This window comes from Peptoniphilus stercorisuis (assembly GCF_017874395.1).
Lineage (GTDB): Bacteria > Bacillota > Clostridia > Tissierellales > Peptoniphilaceae > Anaerosphaera > Anaerosphaera stercorisuis.
Genome location: NZ_JAGGLJ010000003.1, coordinates 109,469 through 123,782, shown reverse-complemented (window position 1 = coordinate 123,782; position 14,314 = coordinate 109,469). Strand labels below are relative to the sequence as shown.

Here is a 14,314-nt window from a genome sequence, read left to right as displayed (position 1 = left end):
TCCTTTTATTCGTCTTCCTTTTTTAGGCCTAAGCCTAATTCAGCCAATTTTTGTTCAACTTCTTCTAAAGATTTCTTTCCTAAGTTTCTAACATTCATCATGTCTTCTTCAGTCTTTTCTGTAAGTTCTTCAACTGTATTTATGTTTGCACGCTTTAAACAGTTAAAACTTCTTACAGATAGATCAAGCTCTTCAACTGTCATCTCTAGAACTTTTTCTTTTTGATCTTCTTCTTTTTCTACCATGATGCTTACATCACTAACGTGGTAAGTAAGTCCAATAAATAAGTCAAGATGTTCGGTTAAAATTTTAGCAGCAAGAGAAGTTGCTTCGTCAGCCTTCATTGAACCGTCTGTTGTTACTTCAAGAATTAATCTATCGTAGTCAGTTCTTTGTCCTACTCTTGTGTTTTCAACTTTCCAATTTACTTTCTTTATTGGAGTATAATTAGAATCTATTGGAATTACACCTATTTCCGTTATTTCATCTTTCTTGAGTTCTGATGGTTCATATCCACGGCCTCTTTCAATTGTAAGTTCCATATAAACATCAGCATCTGCATTTGTAGTTGCTATAAGATGATTTGGATTTACAATTTCAATTTCATGGCCTGCTTGAATATCGGAGGCTAAGATTTCTCCTTCTCCTCTTTTTTCAATTATTACTTTTACAGGTTCGTCTTCTGTCATTTTAAGAACTAGACCTTTAATATTTAATATTATTTCAGGTACATCTTCTAAAACTCCAGGAATTGTAGCAAATTCATGCTCAACTCCCCTGATATTTACAAAAGATACAGCCGCTCCTGGAAGTGAGGATAGAAGCACTCTTCTTAAAGAGTTTCCTATTGTAATGCCATAGCCACTTTCAAGGGGTTCCACTACAAATTTCCCATATTCGCCGGACTCATCTAACTCTACTATATCAATGCTTGGCTTTTCTATTTCTATCATGGGTTCCCTCCTTTTGGGTTCTCAGGAGAGAATTAAACTCTCCTACGTTTAGGTGGTCTACATCCATTGTGTGGAATTGGTGTTACATCTTTAATCATTGTTACTTCAAGGCCTGATGCTTGAAGTGATCTTATTGCAGCTTCTCTTCCTGATCCTGGACCTTTTACAAAAACTTCAACAGATTTTAAGCCATGTTCTTTAGCTTTGTTTGCTGCTTCTTCAGCAGCTTCTTGTGCAGCAAAGGGTGTAGACTTTCTTGAACCTCTGAATCCAAGTTGTCCAGCACTTGCCCAAGAAATTACATTTCCACTTATATCTGTTAGAGTAACCATAGTGTTGTTAAAAGTTGAAGCGATATGAGCTTGTCCTTTTTCAATGTTTTTACGGTCTCTTTTTCTAGTACGTGTTCCTTTTTGTTGCTTCTTAGCCATGTGTTTTCCCCTCCTTACTTCTTCTTAGATACTAATTTTTTAGGACCTTTTCTTGTTCTTGCATTAGTCTTTGTTTTTTGACCTCTTACAGGAAGTCCTCTTTTGTGTCTTACTCCACGGTAACAGTTGATTTCTCTAAGTCTTTTAATATTCATAGCTATATCACGACGAAGGTCTCCTTCTACGTGGTACTTATCTATTTCATCTCTTAAACGAGCTAGTTCAGCTTCAGTTAAGTCTTTAACTCTTGTATTAAAATCAACATCTGCATTAGTTAAGATTTCTTGTGATCTTTTTCTGCCAATACCATAGATATAAGTAAGACCTATTTCAACGCGTTTTTCTCTGGGTAAATCAATACCAGCAATTCTTGCCATTAATAAAAGCCCCCTTATCCTTGTCTTTGTTTATGCTTTGGATTTTCGCAAATTACCATTACTTTTCCATTTCTTTTAATTATCTTACATTTTTCACACATCTTTTTAACGGATGGTCTAACTTTCATTTGTATCCCTCCTAGTTCATAGGATTATCTATTTTTTTCTCCAGGTAATTCTACCTCTTGTAAGGTCATAAGGTGAAAGTTCAACAGTTACCTTATCTCCTGGAAGTATTCTAATATAATTCATTCTAAGCTTTCCTGAAATGTGGGCAAGTATTATATGTCCGTTTTCAAGTTCTACTTTAAATTTTGTATTTGGTAGAGACTCTACAACAGTTCCTTCTACCTCAATTACATCTTCTTTAGCCATATTAATTAAGGATCCTCCTTTATTTTAGTTATAAGGTTTAAGCGCTTTTCTAAGAAAGCTATCATTTAAGTTCTCAACATCAATATTTACAATATCTTTGTATATAATTAAATGTTTTATCTTTTTTTTCTTCGGATTATCTAGCTTTCTAAGGCTTCCATCTACTAAATAGAGATAATCGTCATCAATCACCTTAAAGACTAAAAAAATTCTTCCAGCATCTCGTCCTACTTTAGACTTTACTATTTGTCCAACATTTATTGAAAATGTATTATCCATATGTTATTTATCTAGTCCTTCAACAACATCTTCAAATACTTTTTTAATATCTTGTGCACCATCTATATCTAATAGTAAGCCTTGAGCACGATAGTAGTCAATTAACGGAGCTGTTTGTTCAAAGTAAACATTAATTCTAGTCTTTACTGTCTCTTCTTTATCGTCATCTCTTTGAATTAATTCAGTTTGATCTTTGTCACAAATTCCTTCAACTTTTGGAGGATTATATTCTATATGATATGTTGCTCCACAAGTTTTACATATTCTTCTACCTACTGCTCTGTCAACTAAGATACTTGAGTCTACATTAATATTAACAACCTTGTCAAGTTTTGTACCTTGTTTATCTAACTCAGCATCTAAACTTACAGCTTGTGCAACTGTTCTTGGAAAACCATCTAGTAAAAATCCATCTTTACAGTCGTCTCTTACTATTCTGTCTTTAACTATATCTATTACAAGTTCATCAGGAACCAATAGTCCTTTGTCCATATAAGATTTAGCTTTAACACCAAGTTCTGTTCCATTTTTTATATTTTCTCTAAAAATATCTCCAGTTGAGATGTGAGGTATATTATATTTTTCTATAATAAAATCTGCTTGAGTACCCTTACCTGCTCCTGGAGGTCCTAATATAACTATCTTCATAATAATTCCTCCTATTTATTTAAAAATCCCTTGTAATGTCTCATTAGCATTTGTTGTTCTAATACTCTTGAAGTTTCAAGAATTACTCCAACTACGATTATTATACTAGTACCACCATAGTTAAATTGTAATCCTGAGATCTTTGTGAGAATTGTTGGAAGTACTGAAAGTATTGCAAGAGCAATAGCTCCTGGTAATACTAGTCTGTTTAAACTTCTTTGTAAATAATCACTTGTTGGTTTACCAGGTCTTATTCCTGGAATAAAACCACCATTTTGTTGTAAACTCTTTGAGTATTCAACAGTATTAAATTGGATAGATGTATAGAAGTATGTGAAAAATATTATTAATAGTACACTTAGGATTACATAGATTACAGTTCCTGGTCCTCCTTGTACAGTTAGATACTTCGCTATCCATCTTCTTGTAGATTCATTTTTTACAAACATTGCAACTGTTGCAGGTATTGCTAAAAGTGAGTTAGCAAATATAATTGGCATAACACCAGTCATAAGAACCTTAATAGGTATATGAGTTGATTGTCCACCATACATTTTTCTACCTACTACTCTTTTTGCATATTGTACAGGTATTCGTCTTTCACCTTCAGTTAGTGTTACTACAAATCCTACTATTAAAATAGCTAGGACTATGAATATTATTAAGGAAATTATACTAGCTTGTCCTACTTTGACTCTAGCAATTGATTCCATAATATCTACAGGGAATCTTGCGACAATACCTGCAAATATTAATATTGAAATACCATTTCCTATTCCATGCTCTGTGATTTGTTCTCCAACCCAGATTAGAAGACAAGTTCCAGCAACTATTGAAAGAATTACTACAGAATTTTGTAAGAATCCTTCAGCTAAAACAGCGCCTCTAAATATTCCAAATGTATAACCTATAGCTTGGATAAATGCAATTCCTATTGCTAAATATCTTGTATATTTGGCTATCTTTTTTCTTCCAGTTTCGCCTTCCTTAGCAAGTGATTCAAGTGAAGGTATTGCTATTGTTAATAATTGCAATACTATTGAAGCAGTTACATAAGGGTAGATATTTGCTGCAAAGATTGTAAATGATCTGAAGTTACCTCCAGTCATTAAATCTAAAAATGAAAATAATCCTTGATTACTTGCATTAAATAAGTTCTTTACAGCTTCTCCATCCATGAAAGGTACAGTAATATGTGATCCCAATCTGTACACTAACAACATTAATAGAGTAAAAATCATCTTTTTACGCAATTGTGGTATCTTCCAAGCTTGTTTGAAGGTTGATAACATTAAATCACCTCGGCCTTTCCTCCCGCAGCCTCAATTTTTTCTGCCGCAGCCTTAGAAAAATGATGAGCTTTTACTGTAAGTTTTTTAGTAAGTTCTCCATCACCTAGAATTCTAACACCATCTTTTGCCTTTGCTTCTTTTATTAAACCACTATTAATTAAAATTTCTGGAGTAACTTCTGCTCCGTTTTCGAAGTTTTCAAGTACTGAAACATTAACTAATGCATATTCTTTTTTGAATACATTTGTGAAACCTCTTTTTGGAAGACGTCTGAATAATGGCATTTGTCCACCTTCAAAACCTGGTCTAACTCCTCCGCCACTTCTAGCGTTTTGTCCTTTATGACCTTTTCCTGAAGTTTTACCTGTTCCAGATCCAATACCTCTACCAACTCTTTTTCTAGCTTTAACTCCGCCGCCTTCTGCTGGTCTTAAGTCATGTAATTTCAAGTTTCACACCTCCTTATTCTTCAACTTCAAGCATATATGATACTTGTTTTATCATACCTCTTATATGAGGATTATCTTCATGTTCAACTACTTGTCCGATTTTTCTTAGTCCAAGAGCTTTTACTGTTCTTTTGTGAGTTTCTATTTTTCCAATAGGGCTTTTTACTAATTTAATTTTTAATGTACTCATAGCTTTACCCCCTTATCCTAAAATCTCATCAACAGGTTTATTTCTAAGTTTAGCTACAGATTCTGCAGTTTTAAGCTCAGAAAGACCTTGTATAGTTGCATTTACAATATTTTGTGGATTGTTTGATCCAAGGTTTTTAGTTCTAATATCACTGATTCCAGCAAGTTCACAAACTGCACGAACTGCTCCACCTGCGATAACTCCAGTACCTGCTTGAGCTGGTTTTAAGAATACACTTCCTGAACCAAATTCACCAGTTACTGCATGTGGAATAGAAGTATCTAAAAGATTAACATTTATGATGTGTTTTTTCGCATCTTGAACTGCTTTTCTAATAGCTTCGGGTACTTCTAATGCCTTTCCTGTTCCAACTCCAACATGACCATTATGATCTCCAACTACAACTAGAGCTGAAAATCTGAAATTTCTACCGCCTTTTACAACTTTTGCAACTCTATTAATAGATACAACTCTTTCTTCAAGGTCAAGTTCTGCTGCGTTTATTAATGAACGTTTCATTTTTCCCCTCCTTCTTTAGAATTTAAGTCCAGCTTCTCTTGCTGCATCTGCAAGAGCTTTAATGCGTCCATGATATACATATCCGGATCTATCAAATACAACTTCTTCAATTCCCGCATCTACTGCTTTTTTAGCGATTGCTTCGCCAACTTTTTTAGCTGCTTCTGTATTCTTAGTATTTTCAAGTTCTAATGACTTGTCTAATGTTGATGCAGATACTAATGTATTGCCAATCTCATCATTAATGATTTGAGCATAAATATTAGAACCTGATCTGTAAACAGAAAGTCTTGGGCAAGTTGCTGTTCCGGAGATTTTATTTCTGATTCTCTTGTGTCTTTTTATTCTATTTGCGTTTCTATCAACTTTATTTAACACTGTTTATTTCTCCTTTCTACTTACCTGTTTTTCCGACTTTACGTCTAACATATTCATCTATATATTTAATACCTTTACCTTTATAAGGTTCTGGTTTTCTATAACTTCTTAAGTGAGCAGCATAAGCTCCTACTTTTTGTTTATCTATACCACTTATGATAATTTGGTTTGGACTTGGAACTTCAGTAGTTATTCCTTCTGGATCTTCAAGATCTAGAGGATGTGAGAATCCTAGAGTTAGTGAAAGTTTCTTTCCACTTTTTGCAGCTCTATATCCTGTACCTATAATTTCAAGTTCTTTTTTATAACCTTCAGTTACACCGATTATCATATTGTCGATAAGAGTTCTTACTAGTCCATGCATTGCTTTGTGGTTTTTGCTATCACTTGGTCTTTGAACTGTTAGAACACCATTATCTAATTCAATAATCATGTCATTATCAAAACTTTGAGTTAATTCTCCTTTAGGTCCTTTAACTGTTACAGTATTTCCTTCTACTTTAACATCTACGCCTGCTGGAATTTCAATTGGTTTTTTACCGATTCTTGACATGCTAACACCTCCTATTTTACCAAACGTAGCAAATTACTTCTCCACCAACGCCAAGTTTTCTCGCTTCTTTATCAGTTACAATTCCCTTAGATGTTGAAATAATTGCTATTCCTAGTCCACCTAAAACTCTTGGGATATCTTCTCTGTTTACATAAACTCTTAGGCCTGGTTTAGAGATTCTTTTTATTCCGCTAATTACTCTTTCGTTGTTTTCTCCATACTTAAAATCTATTTTAATAATACCTTGTTTGTTATCCTCAATAAATTCATATTTTTTAATATATCCTTCTTTTTGTAGGATTTCAGATATTTCTTTTTTAATATTTGAAGCTGGAACGTCAACAGATTTATGTCTTGCATCATTGCCGTTTCTAATTCTGGTAAGCATATCTGCAATAGGGTCTGTCATCATAATATTTTGCCTCCTTTCCTATGGTAAAAGATTACCAACTTGCCTTTTTAACACCAGGAATTTGTCCCTTATATGCTAGTTCTCTAAAGCAGATTCTGCAAATTCCGTATTTTCTTAAAACTGAATGTGGTCTTCCACAAATTTTACATCTTGTATATTCACGAGTGCTATACTTTTGTTTTCTCTTTTGTTTAGCAATCATTGATTTCTTTGCCACTAGTTTACCTCCTATTACTTAGCGAAAGGCATTCCCATTCTTTCTAGGAAAGATTTGGCCTCTTCATCAGTATTTGCTGTTGTAACAATAACTATATCCATACCTCTAATAGCATCAACTTTATCATATTCAATTTCTGGGAATATAAGTTGTTCTTTAAGTCCTAGAGCATAATTTCCTCTACCATCAAATGCAGTAGATTTAATTCCTCTAAAGTCTCTTACTCTTGGAAGTGCAACATTCATTAGTTTATCTAAGAAGTCATACATTTTTTCTCCACGAAGAGTTACTTTACAACCAATTTTACTTCCCTCACGTAACTTAAAGTTCGCAATTGATTTTTTTGCAGTTGTAACTAATGGTTTTTGTCCTGAAATCATTGTTAAATCATTAATAGCTGATTCAAGAGCTTTAGGATTGTCTTTTGCTTCTCCTAAACCAATATTTATTACTATTTTTTCTAGTTTAGGTACTTCCATAACACTTTTGTACTCAAACTTTTCCATTAAATAGTCTACTACTTCATTATTGTATTTTTCCTTTAATCTGGAAGTCATAGTCTACCTCCTTACTTTATAGTTTGTCCGTCGATTTTAGTAAATCTTACTTTTTCGCCGTTCTCTAATTTATAGCCTATTCTTGTAGTCTTATTTGACTTTGTATCGAAATACATTACATTTGAAACATGAATTGGTGCTTCTTGCTTTTCGATTCCACCAGGATTTTGTGGTCCTCTTGGTTTCATGTGTTTTGTAACCATGTTCACTTTTTCCACAATTATTCTATCTTCAAGTGGGAAAGTCTTTAGAACTATGCCGGTTTTACCCTTATCTTTTCCGGCAATAACCTTAACTGTATCACCTTTTTTAATACGCATATCTAAACCTCCTGATTATAGTACTTCTGGTGCAAGAGATATAATCTTCATGAAGTTTCCACTTCTAAGTTCTCTTGTTACCGGTCCGAAGATACGAGTACCTACAGGACTTCTGTCGTCTTTTATAATAACAGCTGCGTTTTCGTCGAATCTAATATATGATCCGTCTTTACGGCTGATTCCTTTGCTTGTTCTAACTATTACAGCTTTTACAATGCTGCCTTTTTTAACAACTCCGCCTGGTGTTGCATGTTTAACAGAGCATACTACTATGTCTCCTATATTGGCTGTCTTTCTATTAGTACCACCAAGTACTTTTATGACAAGTAGTTCTCTTGCTCCTGAGTTGTCAGCAACATGAAGCCTTGTTTCTTGTTGTATCATGAGCTCCTCCTTATCAGTTATTATTGAGCTTTCTCAATAATACTTACTAATCTCCATCTCTTGTCTTTGCTAAGTGGTCTTGTTTCCATAATTTTAACTTTGTCGCCAATACCACATTCGTTCTTTTCATCATGAGCTTTGAATTTTGTAGTTTTCTTAAATCTCTTTTTGTATATTGGGTGAGTCTCAAAAGTCTCAACAGCAACTACAATAGTTTTATCCATTTTGTCACTTACCACAGTACCAATTATTGTTTTTCTATTGTTTCTTTCCATGAGATTAAGCCTCCTTTCCCATTCCTAATTCACGTTGTCTAAGAATTGTCTTTACTCTAGCGATATCTTTTTTAACGCTCTTAATGCTTGATGGATTATCAAGTTGACCAGTTGCCAACCTAAATCTCAAGTTGAATAGTTCATTCTTTAACTCAGTTACTTTTTTATTTAAATCTTCACTTGACATTTGGCGAATATCCTTAGTCTTCATTTGATTCACCATCCTTTTCTTTCATAACAAACTTAGTCTTAATAGGTAGCTTCATAGACGCAAGTCTCATTGCTTCTCTAGCTATCTCTTCAGAAACACCGCTCATTTCAAACATAACACGGCCTGGTTTTACAACTGCTACCCAATATTCAGGAGCACCTTTACCAGATCCCATACGTGTTTCAGCAGGTTTTTCTGTAACAGGCTTATCTGGGAAAATCTTAATCCAGATGTTTCCACCTCTTTTGATATATCTAGTCATCGCACGACGTGCTGCTTCGATTTGATTTGAAGTAATCCATGAAGGTTCAAGTGCTTGAAGGCCGTATTCTCCGTAAGTTAATGTGTTTCCACGCATTGCTTTACCCTTCATTCTGCCTCTGTGAACTCTACGATATTTTACTCTCTTAGGCATTAACATATTTGTTCCTCCTTTCCTTCATGCTTAATTTTGAACTTTTTTTCTATCGTTAGATTTAAAGTTCTTTTTCTTATTTTGAGGTCTTTTTCTTTTTTCGTTTCTATCTCTAATATTTGTGTTTACAGATTTTTGTCCTGGAAGAACTTCACCTTTGTATAACCAAACTTTAACTCCAAGCTTTCCATAAGTAGTATCTGCTTCTGCAAATCCATAATCTATGTCTGCTCTTAAAGTTTGAAGAGGAATTGTTCCCTCTGCATATCCTTCAGTTCTTGCCATATCTGCTCCACCTAAACGTCCTGATACTGAAGTTTTGATACCTTTTGCTCCAGCTCTCATTGTTCTTTGAATTGCTTGTTTCATTGCACGTCTAAAAGATACACGTCTTTCTAGAGATTCCGCAATTGATTCAGCAACTAGTTGAGCATCCATGTCTTGATTTCTAATTTCTTCAACGTTTATAACTACGCTTTTTCCAGTTAGTTTTTCAAGTTCATTTCTTAAATCTTCAACACCTGCTCCACCACGTCCGATTACCATTCCTGGTTTAGCAGTTAATATAGTTACTTTAACTTTATTAGCAGCTCTTTCGATTTCAATCTTAGAAAGACCAGCTGTGAAAAGTTTTTTCTTTATATATATACGAATTTCATTATCTTCTACTAATAAGTCACCGAAATCCTTCTTGTCAGCATACCATTTTGAATCCCAATCTTTGATAATACCAACACGAAGTCCATGTGGGTTAACTTTTTGGCCCATTATTTAACCTCCCTTACTCTCTTTCTGCTACTACAACGCCAATATGACTTGATCTTTTAAGAATTGGATATGCCATACCTTTTGCCTTAGGATGGAATCTTTTCATAGTTGGACCGTCATTTGCATATGCTTCTTTAACAATTAATTCATCTCTATTAAGATTTAGATTGTTTTCAGCATTTGCTACAGCAGAATTAAGCACCTTGTATAGTTCTTTAGCTCCTCTTTTTGGAGTGAACTTTAAAATAGAAAGGGCTTCGTCAACTTGTTTGCCGCGAATTTCAGCACAAATGTAATTTACCTTTAATGGTGAAATTCTAACATATTTCGCAATTGCTTTTGCTTCCATTTAAATCCCCTTCCTTTCTTATTTTAAACCTGTTGTTTTTTCAGCCTTGCCGCCGTGGCCTCTAAATGTTCTTGTAAGAACAAATTCTCCAAGTTTATGTCCTACCATATCTTCTGTAATGTATACTGGCACATGTTTTCTGCCGTCATGAACAGCAATAGTATGTGTTACCATTTCAGGAAATATTGTGGAGCGGCGAGACCAAGTTTTTATAACTTTTTTATCATTAGTTTCGTTTAATTGATCAACCTTTTTTAACAGATGTTCATCTGCGAAAGGTCCTTTTTTAACTGATCTACTCATTTTTCCCCTCCGATTACTTAGTTCTTCTTCTTATAATATAAGCGTTAGATTTCTTGCTTCTTTTTCTAGTCTTAAGTCCAAGAGTTTTCTTACCCCATGGAGACATTGGTGAAGGTCTACCTATTGGAGTTCTACCTTCTCCACCACCGTGAGGGTGATCTACTGGGTTCATTGCAGAACCTCTTACATGTGGTCTTCTACCTAGGTATCTGCTTTTTCCAGCTTTTCCTAAAGTAATAAGTTCATGTGAGATGTTTCCTACTTGTCCAATTGTAGCTCTACATTCAAGGCTTACTAGTCTAAATTCGCCTGATGGTAATCTTAAATGAGCGTATTTTCCTTCTTTAGCCATAAGTTGGATTTCTGTTCCTGCAGATCTTGCAAGTTGTCCACCTCTGCCTGGTGTAAGTTCTACATTATGAATAATAGTACCTACTGGCATATCTTTTAATTTAAGAGCATTACCGATCTTAATGTCTGCTTCTTCTCCAGATTCAACCATATCGCCAACTTTTAATCCTACTGGAGCTAAAATATATCTTTTTTCTCCATCAACATAGTTTAAAAGAGCTATATAAGCTGTTCTATATGGATCGTATTCTATTGAAGCTACTCTTGCTGGTATTCCGTCTTTGTTTCTTCTAAAGTCGATTATTCTATATCTTCTCTTAACTCCGCCGCCTCTATGTCTAGAAGTTATTCTTCCGTGAGCATTTCTTCCAGCAGTAGTTTTTAAATTTATAGTAAGACTTTTTTCAGGAGTCTTTTTTGTAATCTCTTCAAAAGTTGAGACAGTCATTTGTCTACGAGCAGGAGAAGTTGGTTTATATCCTTTAATTGCCATCTTTTTACCTCCTAATCAATTATTCCATACCATCGAAGAATTCGATTGATTTAGAATCTTCAGTTAGTTTAACAATAGCTTTTTTCCAAGATGGACGTCTTCCTTGATGTGCACCTTGTCTTTTCATTTTTCCACGCATGTTCATAGTGTTTACCCTTTGAACTTTTACGCCGAAAACTTCTTCCACAGCTGATTTAATTTCTGCTTTAGTAGCATGTTTTTCAACTTCAAAAGTATATTTGTTATCTTCCATATCAGTCATACTTTTTTCAGTGATAATTGGTTTTCTAATAATATCATATACGTTCATTAGTTAAACACCTCCTCAATTATATTAAGAGCGTCTTTAGTAATAATTAGTGAATCATATTTTAAGATATCATACACATTAATCATACTAGCCATTGCAGTTTCAACACCTTCAATGTTTTTAGCAGATCTCATTACATTTAAATCTCTATCTGCAATAACAACAAGAGCTTTTTTGTTAGCTTTAATATTATCTAACATTTGTACAAAGTTCTTTGTTTTTGCACTTTCCATTTGAATATTATCTACAACGATAAGTTCATTTTCTTGAACCTTAGAAGTAAGAACACTCTTCATAGCAAGTCTTCTAACTTTTTTAGGAGTTGTATAAGAATAATCTCTTGGCTTTGGTGCAAATACAACACCACCACCTCTCCATTGTGGAGATCTTATACTTCCTTGACGAGCACGACCAGTTCCCTTTTGTCTCCAAGGTTTTCTTCCGCCACCACGAACTTCCGCTCTAGTTTTAGCTGATTGTGTTCCTTGTCTTTTATTAGCTAATATATTTTTAACTACAAGATAAACAGCATGTTCATTTATATCTATATCAAAAATATTTTCATTTAGTTCAATTTCTTCAACTGGATTTCCTTCCATATTGATCATTTGAATCTTAGGCATATCTTAATACCCTCCTTTCATTACTTATGAGCCTTAACAGTCTCTTTTAATGTTACAGTTCCCTTTTTAGGTCCTGGGATTGCACCTTTGACTAAGATTAAGTTCTTGTCAGTATCAATTCTTACGATTTCAAGGTTTTGAACTGTTACTCTTTCATTTCCCATTTTTCCTGCCATTCTGTGGTTTTTCCAAACTCTTCCTGGATAAGAAGCAGCTCCCATACCACCGGGCATTCTATGGAATTTAGAACCGTGAGTTTCACGTCCACGAGCAAATCCATGTCTCTTAATAACACCTTGAGTTCCTTTACCCTTTGAAGTTCCTGTAACGTCAATAAATTCTCCAACTTCGAAAAGATCTACTTTGATTTCATCTCCAATGTTGTAGTTTTCTACTTCATTAGTTCTGAATTCAGCTGCGTATCTTTTTGCTTCAACGCCTGCTTTTTCATAATGACCTTTCATTGGTTTATTTACTTTATTTTCCTTAATACTTCCTGTTGCAACTTGAACAGATTCATATCCATCAATTTCAACAGTTTTCTTTTGGATAACTACGTTAGGCTCAGCTTCAATAACTGTTACAGGAGTAACTGTTCCTTCTTCATTGAAGATTTGAGTCATTCCTATTTTTTTTCCAATTAAAAATTTCATTGTTGCACCTCCTAAAATTTACAGCGGATTGCCTTAACAATCTTATAAAGAACAATTATTTATAGCTTAATTTCAATATCGACACCAGCTGGTAAGTTGAGTTTCATTAAAGAATCAACTGTCTTTTGACTTGGATTAACAATATCAATTAGACGTTTGTGAGTTCTTTGCTCAAATTGTTCTCTAGAATCTTTATCCTTATGAACAGCTCTTAGAACTGTAATTACTTCCTTTTCTGTTGGAAGTGGAATTGGACCTGAAACAGTAGCACCTGTTTGTTTAGCAGCTTCTACTATTCTTGCCGCAGAATTGTCTAAAAGTTCATGATCATAAGCTTTAAGTCTGATTCTTATTTTTTGTTTGCCTTTGTTTGACATAATTTCCCTCCTACTCGCATAAATGCATATTTTGCGAAGTCAGGTTACTGATAAACGCCGCCTGGTGTATCCTAGACGACAGAATGAAAAAATAACCCCGCCCAGATCTAGCTGGACTTCTCCTCCATAATTACCTTGAAGCTCCTTTTTTCCATAAAACCTCAAGCAACTTATAGAATCGTCGCAAAGTTTCTTTTTTTAACGCTTAAACATTATATCTAATAGAATGCTTATTGTAAAGCCTTTTTCAGGACTTTTTTAGATTTTTCTTAACTTTTTTGTTTTTTTAAAATTTATGTGTTTTTTTATTATATATATAATGTAATAAAAATTAAGAAGTTCTTTAATAAGCACATTGTTCCCTATTTTAATACAAGTTCCAAAATAAATCCAGTACTTTTTCAATATTTTTTCAAAAACTTTTCAATACTTGTAAAATAGCCCTTTATAGATAGTTTTTCCTCATAATTATTGAATTATTTTTAAATTTAGCATAAAATCATAACTATGAAAAAGAATTTTAAAGAAAGACTTCAAGAAAGATTTGAAAATTACTTAAAAAATAGCAAAAAACAAAGACGTGAACATGCACAATATCAAATAGAACTAAACGAAGAACTAAGAAAGGAGAATATAAATCTTGATAAAAAGGGAAAGTTCAAAAAAATATTTAAATTTTTCCTAATAATAGTTCTTTATAATATATTCAGAATGCTTACAAGATACAAAACAAATAGAGATATCTTAGAACCATCTGATTTTGTATTTTCACTAATTTTAATTGCTCTATATGCAGTTTATATTATTAATTATAAAAAAAATCAAAAGAAAAAAGAAAAATAGTACCTATTA

30 protein-coding genes are annotated in these 14,314 nt (G+C 33.6%); 1 reads left to right on the top strand and 29 read right to left on the bottom strand.

The window, feature by feature from the left end; genetic code table 11:
* Positions 1-5: 5 nt before the first annotated feature.
* The 29 genes from J2Z71_RS02290 to rpsJ are packed head-to-tail and all read right to left on the bottom strand — an operon-like array spanning position 6 to position 13,462.
* Positions 6-953, bottom strand: coding sequence for a DNA-directed RNA polymerase subunit alpha (locus J2Z71_RS02290; protein WP_210060239.1), 948 nt, complete (start codon positions 951-953; stop codon positions 6-8).
* Between the two features lie 32 nt (positions 954-985).
* Positions 986-1,384, bottom strand: coding sequence for a 30S ribosomal protein S11 (rpsK, locus tag J2Z71_RS02285; protein WP_210060238.1), 399 nt, complete (start codon positions 1,382-1,384; stop codon positions 986-988).
* 14 nt (positions 1,385-1,398) lie between these two features.
* Positions 1,399-1,761, bottom strand: coding sequence for a 30S ribosomal protein S13 (rpsM, locus tag J2Z71_RS02280; protein WP_210060237.1), 363 nt, complete (start codon positions 1,759-1,761; stop codon positions 1,399-1,401).
* A gap of 14 nt (positions 1,762-1,775) precedes the next feature.
* Entirely contained in the window at positions 1,776-1,889 is a 114-nt protein-coding gene (rpmJ, locus tag J2Z71_RS02275) for a 50S ribosomal protein L36 (protein ID WP_010244353.1), read from the bottom strand.
* Positions 1,890-1,917: 28 nt separating this feature from the next.
* A complete protein-coding gene (infA, locus tag J2Z71_RS02270) occupies positions 1,918-2,136 on the bottom strand; it encodes a translation initiation factor IF-1 (RefSeq protein WP_210060236.1) in 219 nt (72 codons plus the stop codon).
* A gap of 24 nt (positions 2,137-2,160) precedes the next feature.
* Positions 2,161-2,415 (bottom strand): KOW domain-containing RNA-binding protein, encoded by a 255-nt coding sequence (locus J2Z71_RS02265; protein WP_210060235.1) that lies wholly within the window; start codon positions 2,413-2,415, stop codon positions 2,161-2,163.
* Between the two features lie 3 nt (positions 2,416-2,418).
* Positions 2,419-3,063, bottom strand: coding sequence for an adenylate kinase (locus tag J2Z71_RS02260; protein WP_210060234.1), 645 nt, complete (start codon positions 3,061-3,063; stop codon positions 2,419-2,421).
* A gap of 11 nt (positions 3,064-3,074) precedes the next feature.
* The gene (gene secY, locus J2Z71_RS02255; protein WP_210060233.1) at positions 3,075-4,355 is read right to left on the bottom strand and encodes a preprotein translocase subunit SecY; all 1,281 of its coding nucleotides are present in this window, start codon (positions 4,353-4,355) and stop codon (positions 3,075-3,077) included.
* Positions 4,355-4,804, bottom strand: a complete 450-nt coding sequence (rplO, locus tag J2Z71_RS02250) for a 50S ribosomal protein L15 (protein ID WP_210060232.1) — start codon at positions 4,802-4,804, stop codon at positions 4,355-4,357. Before rplO ends, secY begins: the two co-directional genes overlap by 1 nt.
* Before the next feature lie 13 nt (positions 4,805-4,817).
* A complete protein-coding gene (gene rpmD / locus J2Z71_RS02245; protein WP_210060231.1) occupies positions 4,818-4,994 on the bottom strand; it encodes a 50S ribosomal protein L30 in 177 nt (58 codons plus the stop codon).
* A gap of 12 nt (positions 4,995-5,006) precedes the next feature.
* Positions 5,007-5,513 carry a 30S ribosomal protein S5 gene (gene rpsE / locus J2Z71_RS02240; RefSeq protein WP_210060230.1) on the bottom strand — a complete coding sequence of 169 codons (507 nt, stop codon included), beginning with the start codon at positions 5,511-5,513 and terminating at the stop codon, positions 5,007-5,009.
* Between the two features lie 15 nt (positions 5,514-5,528).
* Positions 5,529-5,891: a 50S ribosomal protein L18 gene (gene rplR / locus J2Z71_RS02235; RefSeq protein WP_210060229.1), complete on the bottom strand. Its 363-nt coding sequence runs from the start codon at positions 5,889-5,891 to the stop codon at positions 5,529-5,531.
* A gap of 16 nt (positions 5,892-5,907) precedes the next feature.
* A complete protein-coding gene (gene rplF, locus J2Z71_RS02230) occupies positions 5,908-6,444 on the bottom strand; it encodes a 50S ribosomal protein L6 (protein ID WP_210060228.1) in 537 nt (178 codons plus the stop codon).
* A 16-nt stretch (positions 6,445-6,460) separates the two neighbouring features.
* Entirely contained in the window at positions 6,461-6,856 is a 396-nt protein-coding gene (rpsH, locus tag J2Z71_RS02225) for a 30S ribosomal protein S8 (RefSeq protein WP_210060227.1), read from the bottom strand.
* Between the two features lie 31 nt (positions 6,857-6,887).
* Complete coding sequence (locus tag J2Z71_RS02220) at positions 6,888-7,073, bottom strand: type Z 30S ribosomal protein S14 (RefSeq protein WP_210060226.1); 186 nt, start codon at positions 7,071-7,073, stop codon at positions 6,888-6,890.
* A 14-nt stretch (positions 7,074-7,087) separates the two neighbouring features.
* Complete coding sequence (rplE, locus tag J2Z71_RS02215; protein WP_210060225.1) at positions 7,088-7,630, bottom strand: 50S ribosomal protein L5; 543 nt, start codon at positions 7,628-7,630, stop codon at positions 7,088-7,090.
* A gap of 11 nt (positions 7,631-7,641) precedes the next feature.
* Entirely contained in the window at positions 7,642-7,950 is a 309-nt protein-coding gene (rplX, locus tag J2Z71_RS02210; protein WP_210060224.1) for a 50S ribosomal protein L24, read from the bottom strand.
* Positions 7,951-7,965: 15 nt separating this feature from the next.
* Positions 7,966-8,334, bottom strand: a complete 369-nt coding sequence (gene rplN, locus J2Z71_RS02205; protein ID WP_210060223.1) for a 50S ribosomal protein L14 — start codon at positions 8,332-8,334, stop codon at positions 7,966-7,968.
* A gap of 20 nt (positions 8,335-8,354) precedes the next feature.
* Positions 8,355-8,609 (bottom strand): 30S ribosomal protein S17, encoded by a 255-nt coding sequence (gene rpsQ, locus J2Z71_RS02200; RefSeq protein WP_210060222.1) that lies wholly within the window; start codon positions 8,607-8,609, stop codon positions 8,355-8,357.
* Between the two features lie 4 nt (positions 8,610-8,613).
* A complete protein-coding gene (gene rpmC / locus J2Z71_RS02195; protein ID WP_210060221.1) occupies positions 8,614-8,820 on the bottom strand; it encodes a 50S ribosomal protein L29 in 207 nt (68 codons plus the stop codon).
* The gene (rplP, locus tag J2Z71_RS02190) at positions 8,810-9,241 is read right to left on the bottom strand and encodes a 50S ribosomal protein L16 (RefSeq protein ID WP_210060220.1); all 432 of its coding nucleotides are present in this window, start codon (positions 9,239-9,241) and stop codon (positions 8,810-8,812) included. Before rplP ends, rpmC begins: the two co-directional genes overlap by 11 nt.
* 24 nt (positions 9,242-9,265) lie before the next feature.
* A complete protein-coding gene (rpsC, locus tag J2Z71_RS02185; protein ID WP_210060219.1) occupies positions 9,266-10,003 on the bottom strand; it encodes a 30S ribosomal protein S3 in 738 nt (245 codons plus the stop codon).
* Positions 10,004-10,016: 13 nt separating this feature from the next.
* Entirely contained in the window at positions 10,017-10,352 is a 336-nt protein-coding gene (gene rplV, locus J2Z71_RS02180) for a 50S ribosomal protein L22 (RefSeq protein WP_210060218.1), read from the bottom strand.
* Between the two features lie 18 nt (positions 10,353-10,370).
* Complete coding sequence (gene rpsS, locus J2Z71_RS02175; protein ID WP_210060217.1) at positions 10,371-10,655, bottom strand: 30S ribosomal protein S19; 285 nt, start codon at positions 10,653-10,655, stop codon at positions 10,371-10,373.
* 13 nt (positions 10,656-10,668) lie between these two features.
* Positions 10,669-11,499, bottom strand: a complete 831-nt coding sequence (gene rplB / locus J2Z71_RS02170) for a 50S ribosomal protein L2 (RefSeq protein WP_210060216.1) — start codon at positions 11,497-11,499, stop codon at positions 10,669-10,671.
* A gap of 19 nt (positions 11,500-11,518) precedes the next feature.
* A complete protein-coding gene (gene rplW / locus J2Z71_RS02165; RefSeq protein WP_210060215.1) occupies positions 11,519-11,809 on the bottom strand; it encodes a 50S ribosomal protein L23 in 291 nt (96 codons plus the stop codon).
* A complete protein-coding gene (rplD, locus tag J2Z71_RS02160) occupies positions 11,809-12,432 on the bottom strand; it encodes a 50S ribosomal protein L4 (RefSeq protein WP_210060214.1) in 624 nt (207 codons plus the stop codon). The genes rplW and rplD overlap by 1 nt, the downstream gene beginning before the upstream one ends.
* A 20-nt stretch (positions 12,433-12,452) precedes the next feature.
* On the bottom strand, positions 12,453-13,085 hold the full coding sequence (gene rplC / locus J2Z71_RS02155) for a 50S ribosomal protein L3 (RefSeq protein ID WP_210060213.1): 633 nt from the start codon (positions 13,083-13,085) through the stop codon (positions 12,453-12,455).
* Between the two features lie 59 nt (positions 13,086-13,144).
* A complete protein-coding gene (gene rpsJ / locus J2Z71_RS02150) occupies positions 13,145-13,462 on the bottom strand; it encodes a 30S ribosomal protein S10 (protein ID WP_210060212.1) in 318 nt (105 codons plus the stop codon).
* A 507-nt stretch (positions 13,463-13,969) separates the two neighbouring features.
* On the opposite strand from rpsJ, the gene J2Z71_RS02145 reads away from it, so the two are divergent.
* Positions 13,970-14,305 (top strand): hypothetical protein, encoded by a 336-nt coding sequence (locus J2Z71_RS02145; RefSeq protein ID WP_210060211.1) that lies wholly within the window; start codon positions 13,970-13,972, stop codon positions 14,303-14,305.
* Positions 14,306-14,314: the final 9 nt, after the last annotated feature.

Bases quoted from the DNA above. Each gene is read 5' to 3' on its own strand.
- J2Z71_RS02290 (WP_210060239.1), bottom strand. From the start codon at position 953: ATGATAGAAATAGAAAAGCCAAGCATTGATATAGTAGAGTTAGATGAG.
- rpsK (WP_210060238.1), bottom strand. From the start codon at position 1,384: ATGGCTAAGAAGCAACAAAAAGGAACACGTACTAGAAAAAGAGACCGT.
- rpsM (WP_210060237.1), bottom strand. From the start codon at position 1,761: ATGGCAAGAATTGCTGGTATTGATTTACCCAGAGAAAAACGCGTTGAA.
- rpmJ (WP_010244353.1), bottom strand. From the start codon at position 1,889: ATGAAAGTTAGACCATCCGTTAAAAAGATGTGTGAAAAATGTAAGATA.
- infA (WP_210060236.1), bottom strand. From the start codon at position 2,136: ATGGCTAAAGAAGATGTAATTGAGGTAGAAGGAACTGTTGTAGAGTCT.
- J2Z71_RS02265 (WP_210060235.1), bottom strand. From the start codon at position 2,415: ATGGATAATACATTTTCAATAAATGTTGGACAAATAGTAAAGTCTAAA.
- J2Z71_RS02260 (WP_210060234.1), bottom strand. From the start codon at position 3,063: ATGAAGATAGTTATATTAGGACCTCCAGGAGCAGGTAAGGGTACTCAA.
- secY (WP_210060233.1), bottom strand. From the start codon at position 4,355: ATGTTATCAACCTTCAAACAAGCTTGGAAGATACCACAATTGCGTAAA.
- rpmD (WP_210060231.1), bottom strand. From the start codon at position 4,994: ATGAGTACATTAAAAATTAAATTAGTAAAAAGCCCTATTGGAAAAATA.
- rpsE (WP_210060230.1), bottom strand. From the start codon at position 5,513: ATGAAACGTTCATTAATAAACGCAGCAGAACTTGACCTTGAAGAAAGA.
- rplF (WP_210060228.1), bottom strand. From the start codon at position 6,444: ATGTCAAGAATCGGTAAAAAACCAATTGAAATTCCAGCAGGCGTAGAT.
- rpsH (WP_210060227.1), bottom strand. From the start codon at position 6,856: ATGATGACAGACCCTATTGCAGATATGCTTACCAGAATTAGAAACGGC.
- rplE (WP_210060225.1), bottom strand. From the start codon at position 7,630: ATGACTTCCAGATTAAAGGAAAAATACAATAATGAAGTAGTAGACTAT.
- rplX (WP_210060224.1), bottom strand. From the start codon at position 7,950: ATGCGTATTAAAAAAGGTGATACAGTTAAGGTTATTGCCGGAAAAGAT.
- rplN (WP_210060223.1), bottom strand. From the start codon at position 8,334: ATGATACAACAAGAAACAAGGCTTCATGTTGCTGACAACTCAGGAGCA.
- rpsQ (WP_210060222.1), bottom strand. From the start codon at position 8,609: ATGGAAAGAAACAATAGAAAAACAATAATTGGTACTGTGGTAAGTGAC.
- rpmC (WP_210060221.1), bottom strand. From the start codon at position 8,820: ATGAAGACTAAGGATATTCGCCAAATGTCAAGTGAAGATTTAAATAAA.
- rplP (WP_210060220.1), bottom strand. From the start codon at position 9,241: ATGTTAATGCCTAAGAGAGTAAAATATCGTAGAGTTCACAGAGGCAGA.
- rpsC (WP_210060219.1), bottom strand. From the start codon at position 10,003: ATGGGCCAAAAAGTTAACCCACATGGACTTCGTGTTGGTATTATCAAA.
- rplV (WP_210060218.1), bottom strand. From the start codon at position 10,352: ATGGAAGCAAAAGCAATTGCGAAATATGTTAGAATTTCACCATTAAAG.
- rpsS (WP_210060217.1), bottom strand. From the start codon at position 10,655: ATGAGTAGATCAGTTAAAAAAGGACCTTTCGCAGATGAACATCTGTTA.
- rplB (WP_210060216.1), bottom strand. From the start codon at position 11,499: ATGGCAATTAAAGGATATAAACCAACTTCTCCTGCTCGTAGACAAATG.
- rplW (WP_210060215.1), bottom strand. From the start codon at position 11,809: ATGAACGTATATGATATTATTAGAAAACCAATTATCACTGAAAAAAGT.
- rplD (WP_210060214.1), bottom strand. From the start codon at position 12,432: ATGCCTAAGATTCAAATGATCAATATGGAAGGAAATCCAGTTGAAGAA.
- rplC (WP_210060213.1), bottom strand. From the start codon at position 13,085: ATGAAATTTTTAATTGGAAAAAAAATAGGAATGACTCAAATCTTCAAT.
- rpsJ (WP_210060212.1), bottom strand. From the start codon at position 13,462: ATGTCAAACAAAGGCAAACAAAAAATAAGAATCAGACTTAAAGCTTAT.
- J2Z71_RS02145 (WP_210060211.1), top strand. From the start codon at position 13,970: ATGAAAAAGAATTTTAAAGAAAGACTTCAAGAAAGATTTGAAAATTAC.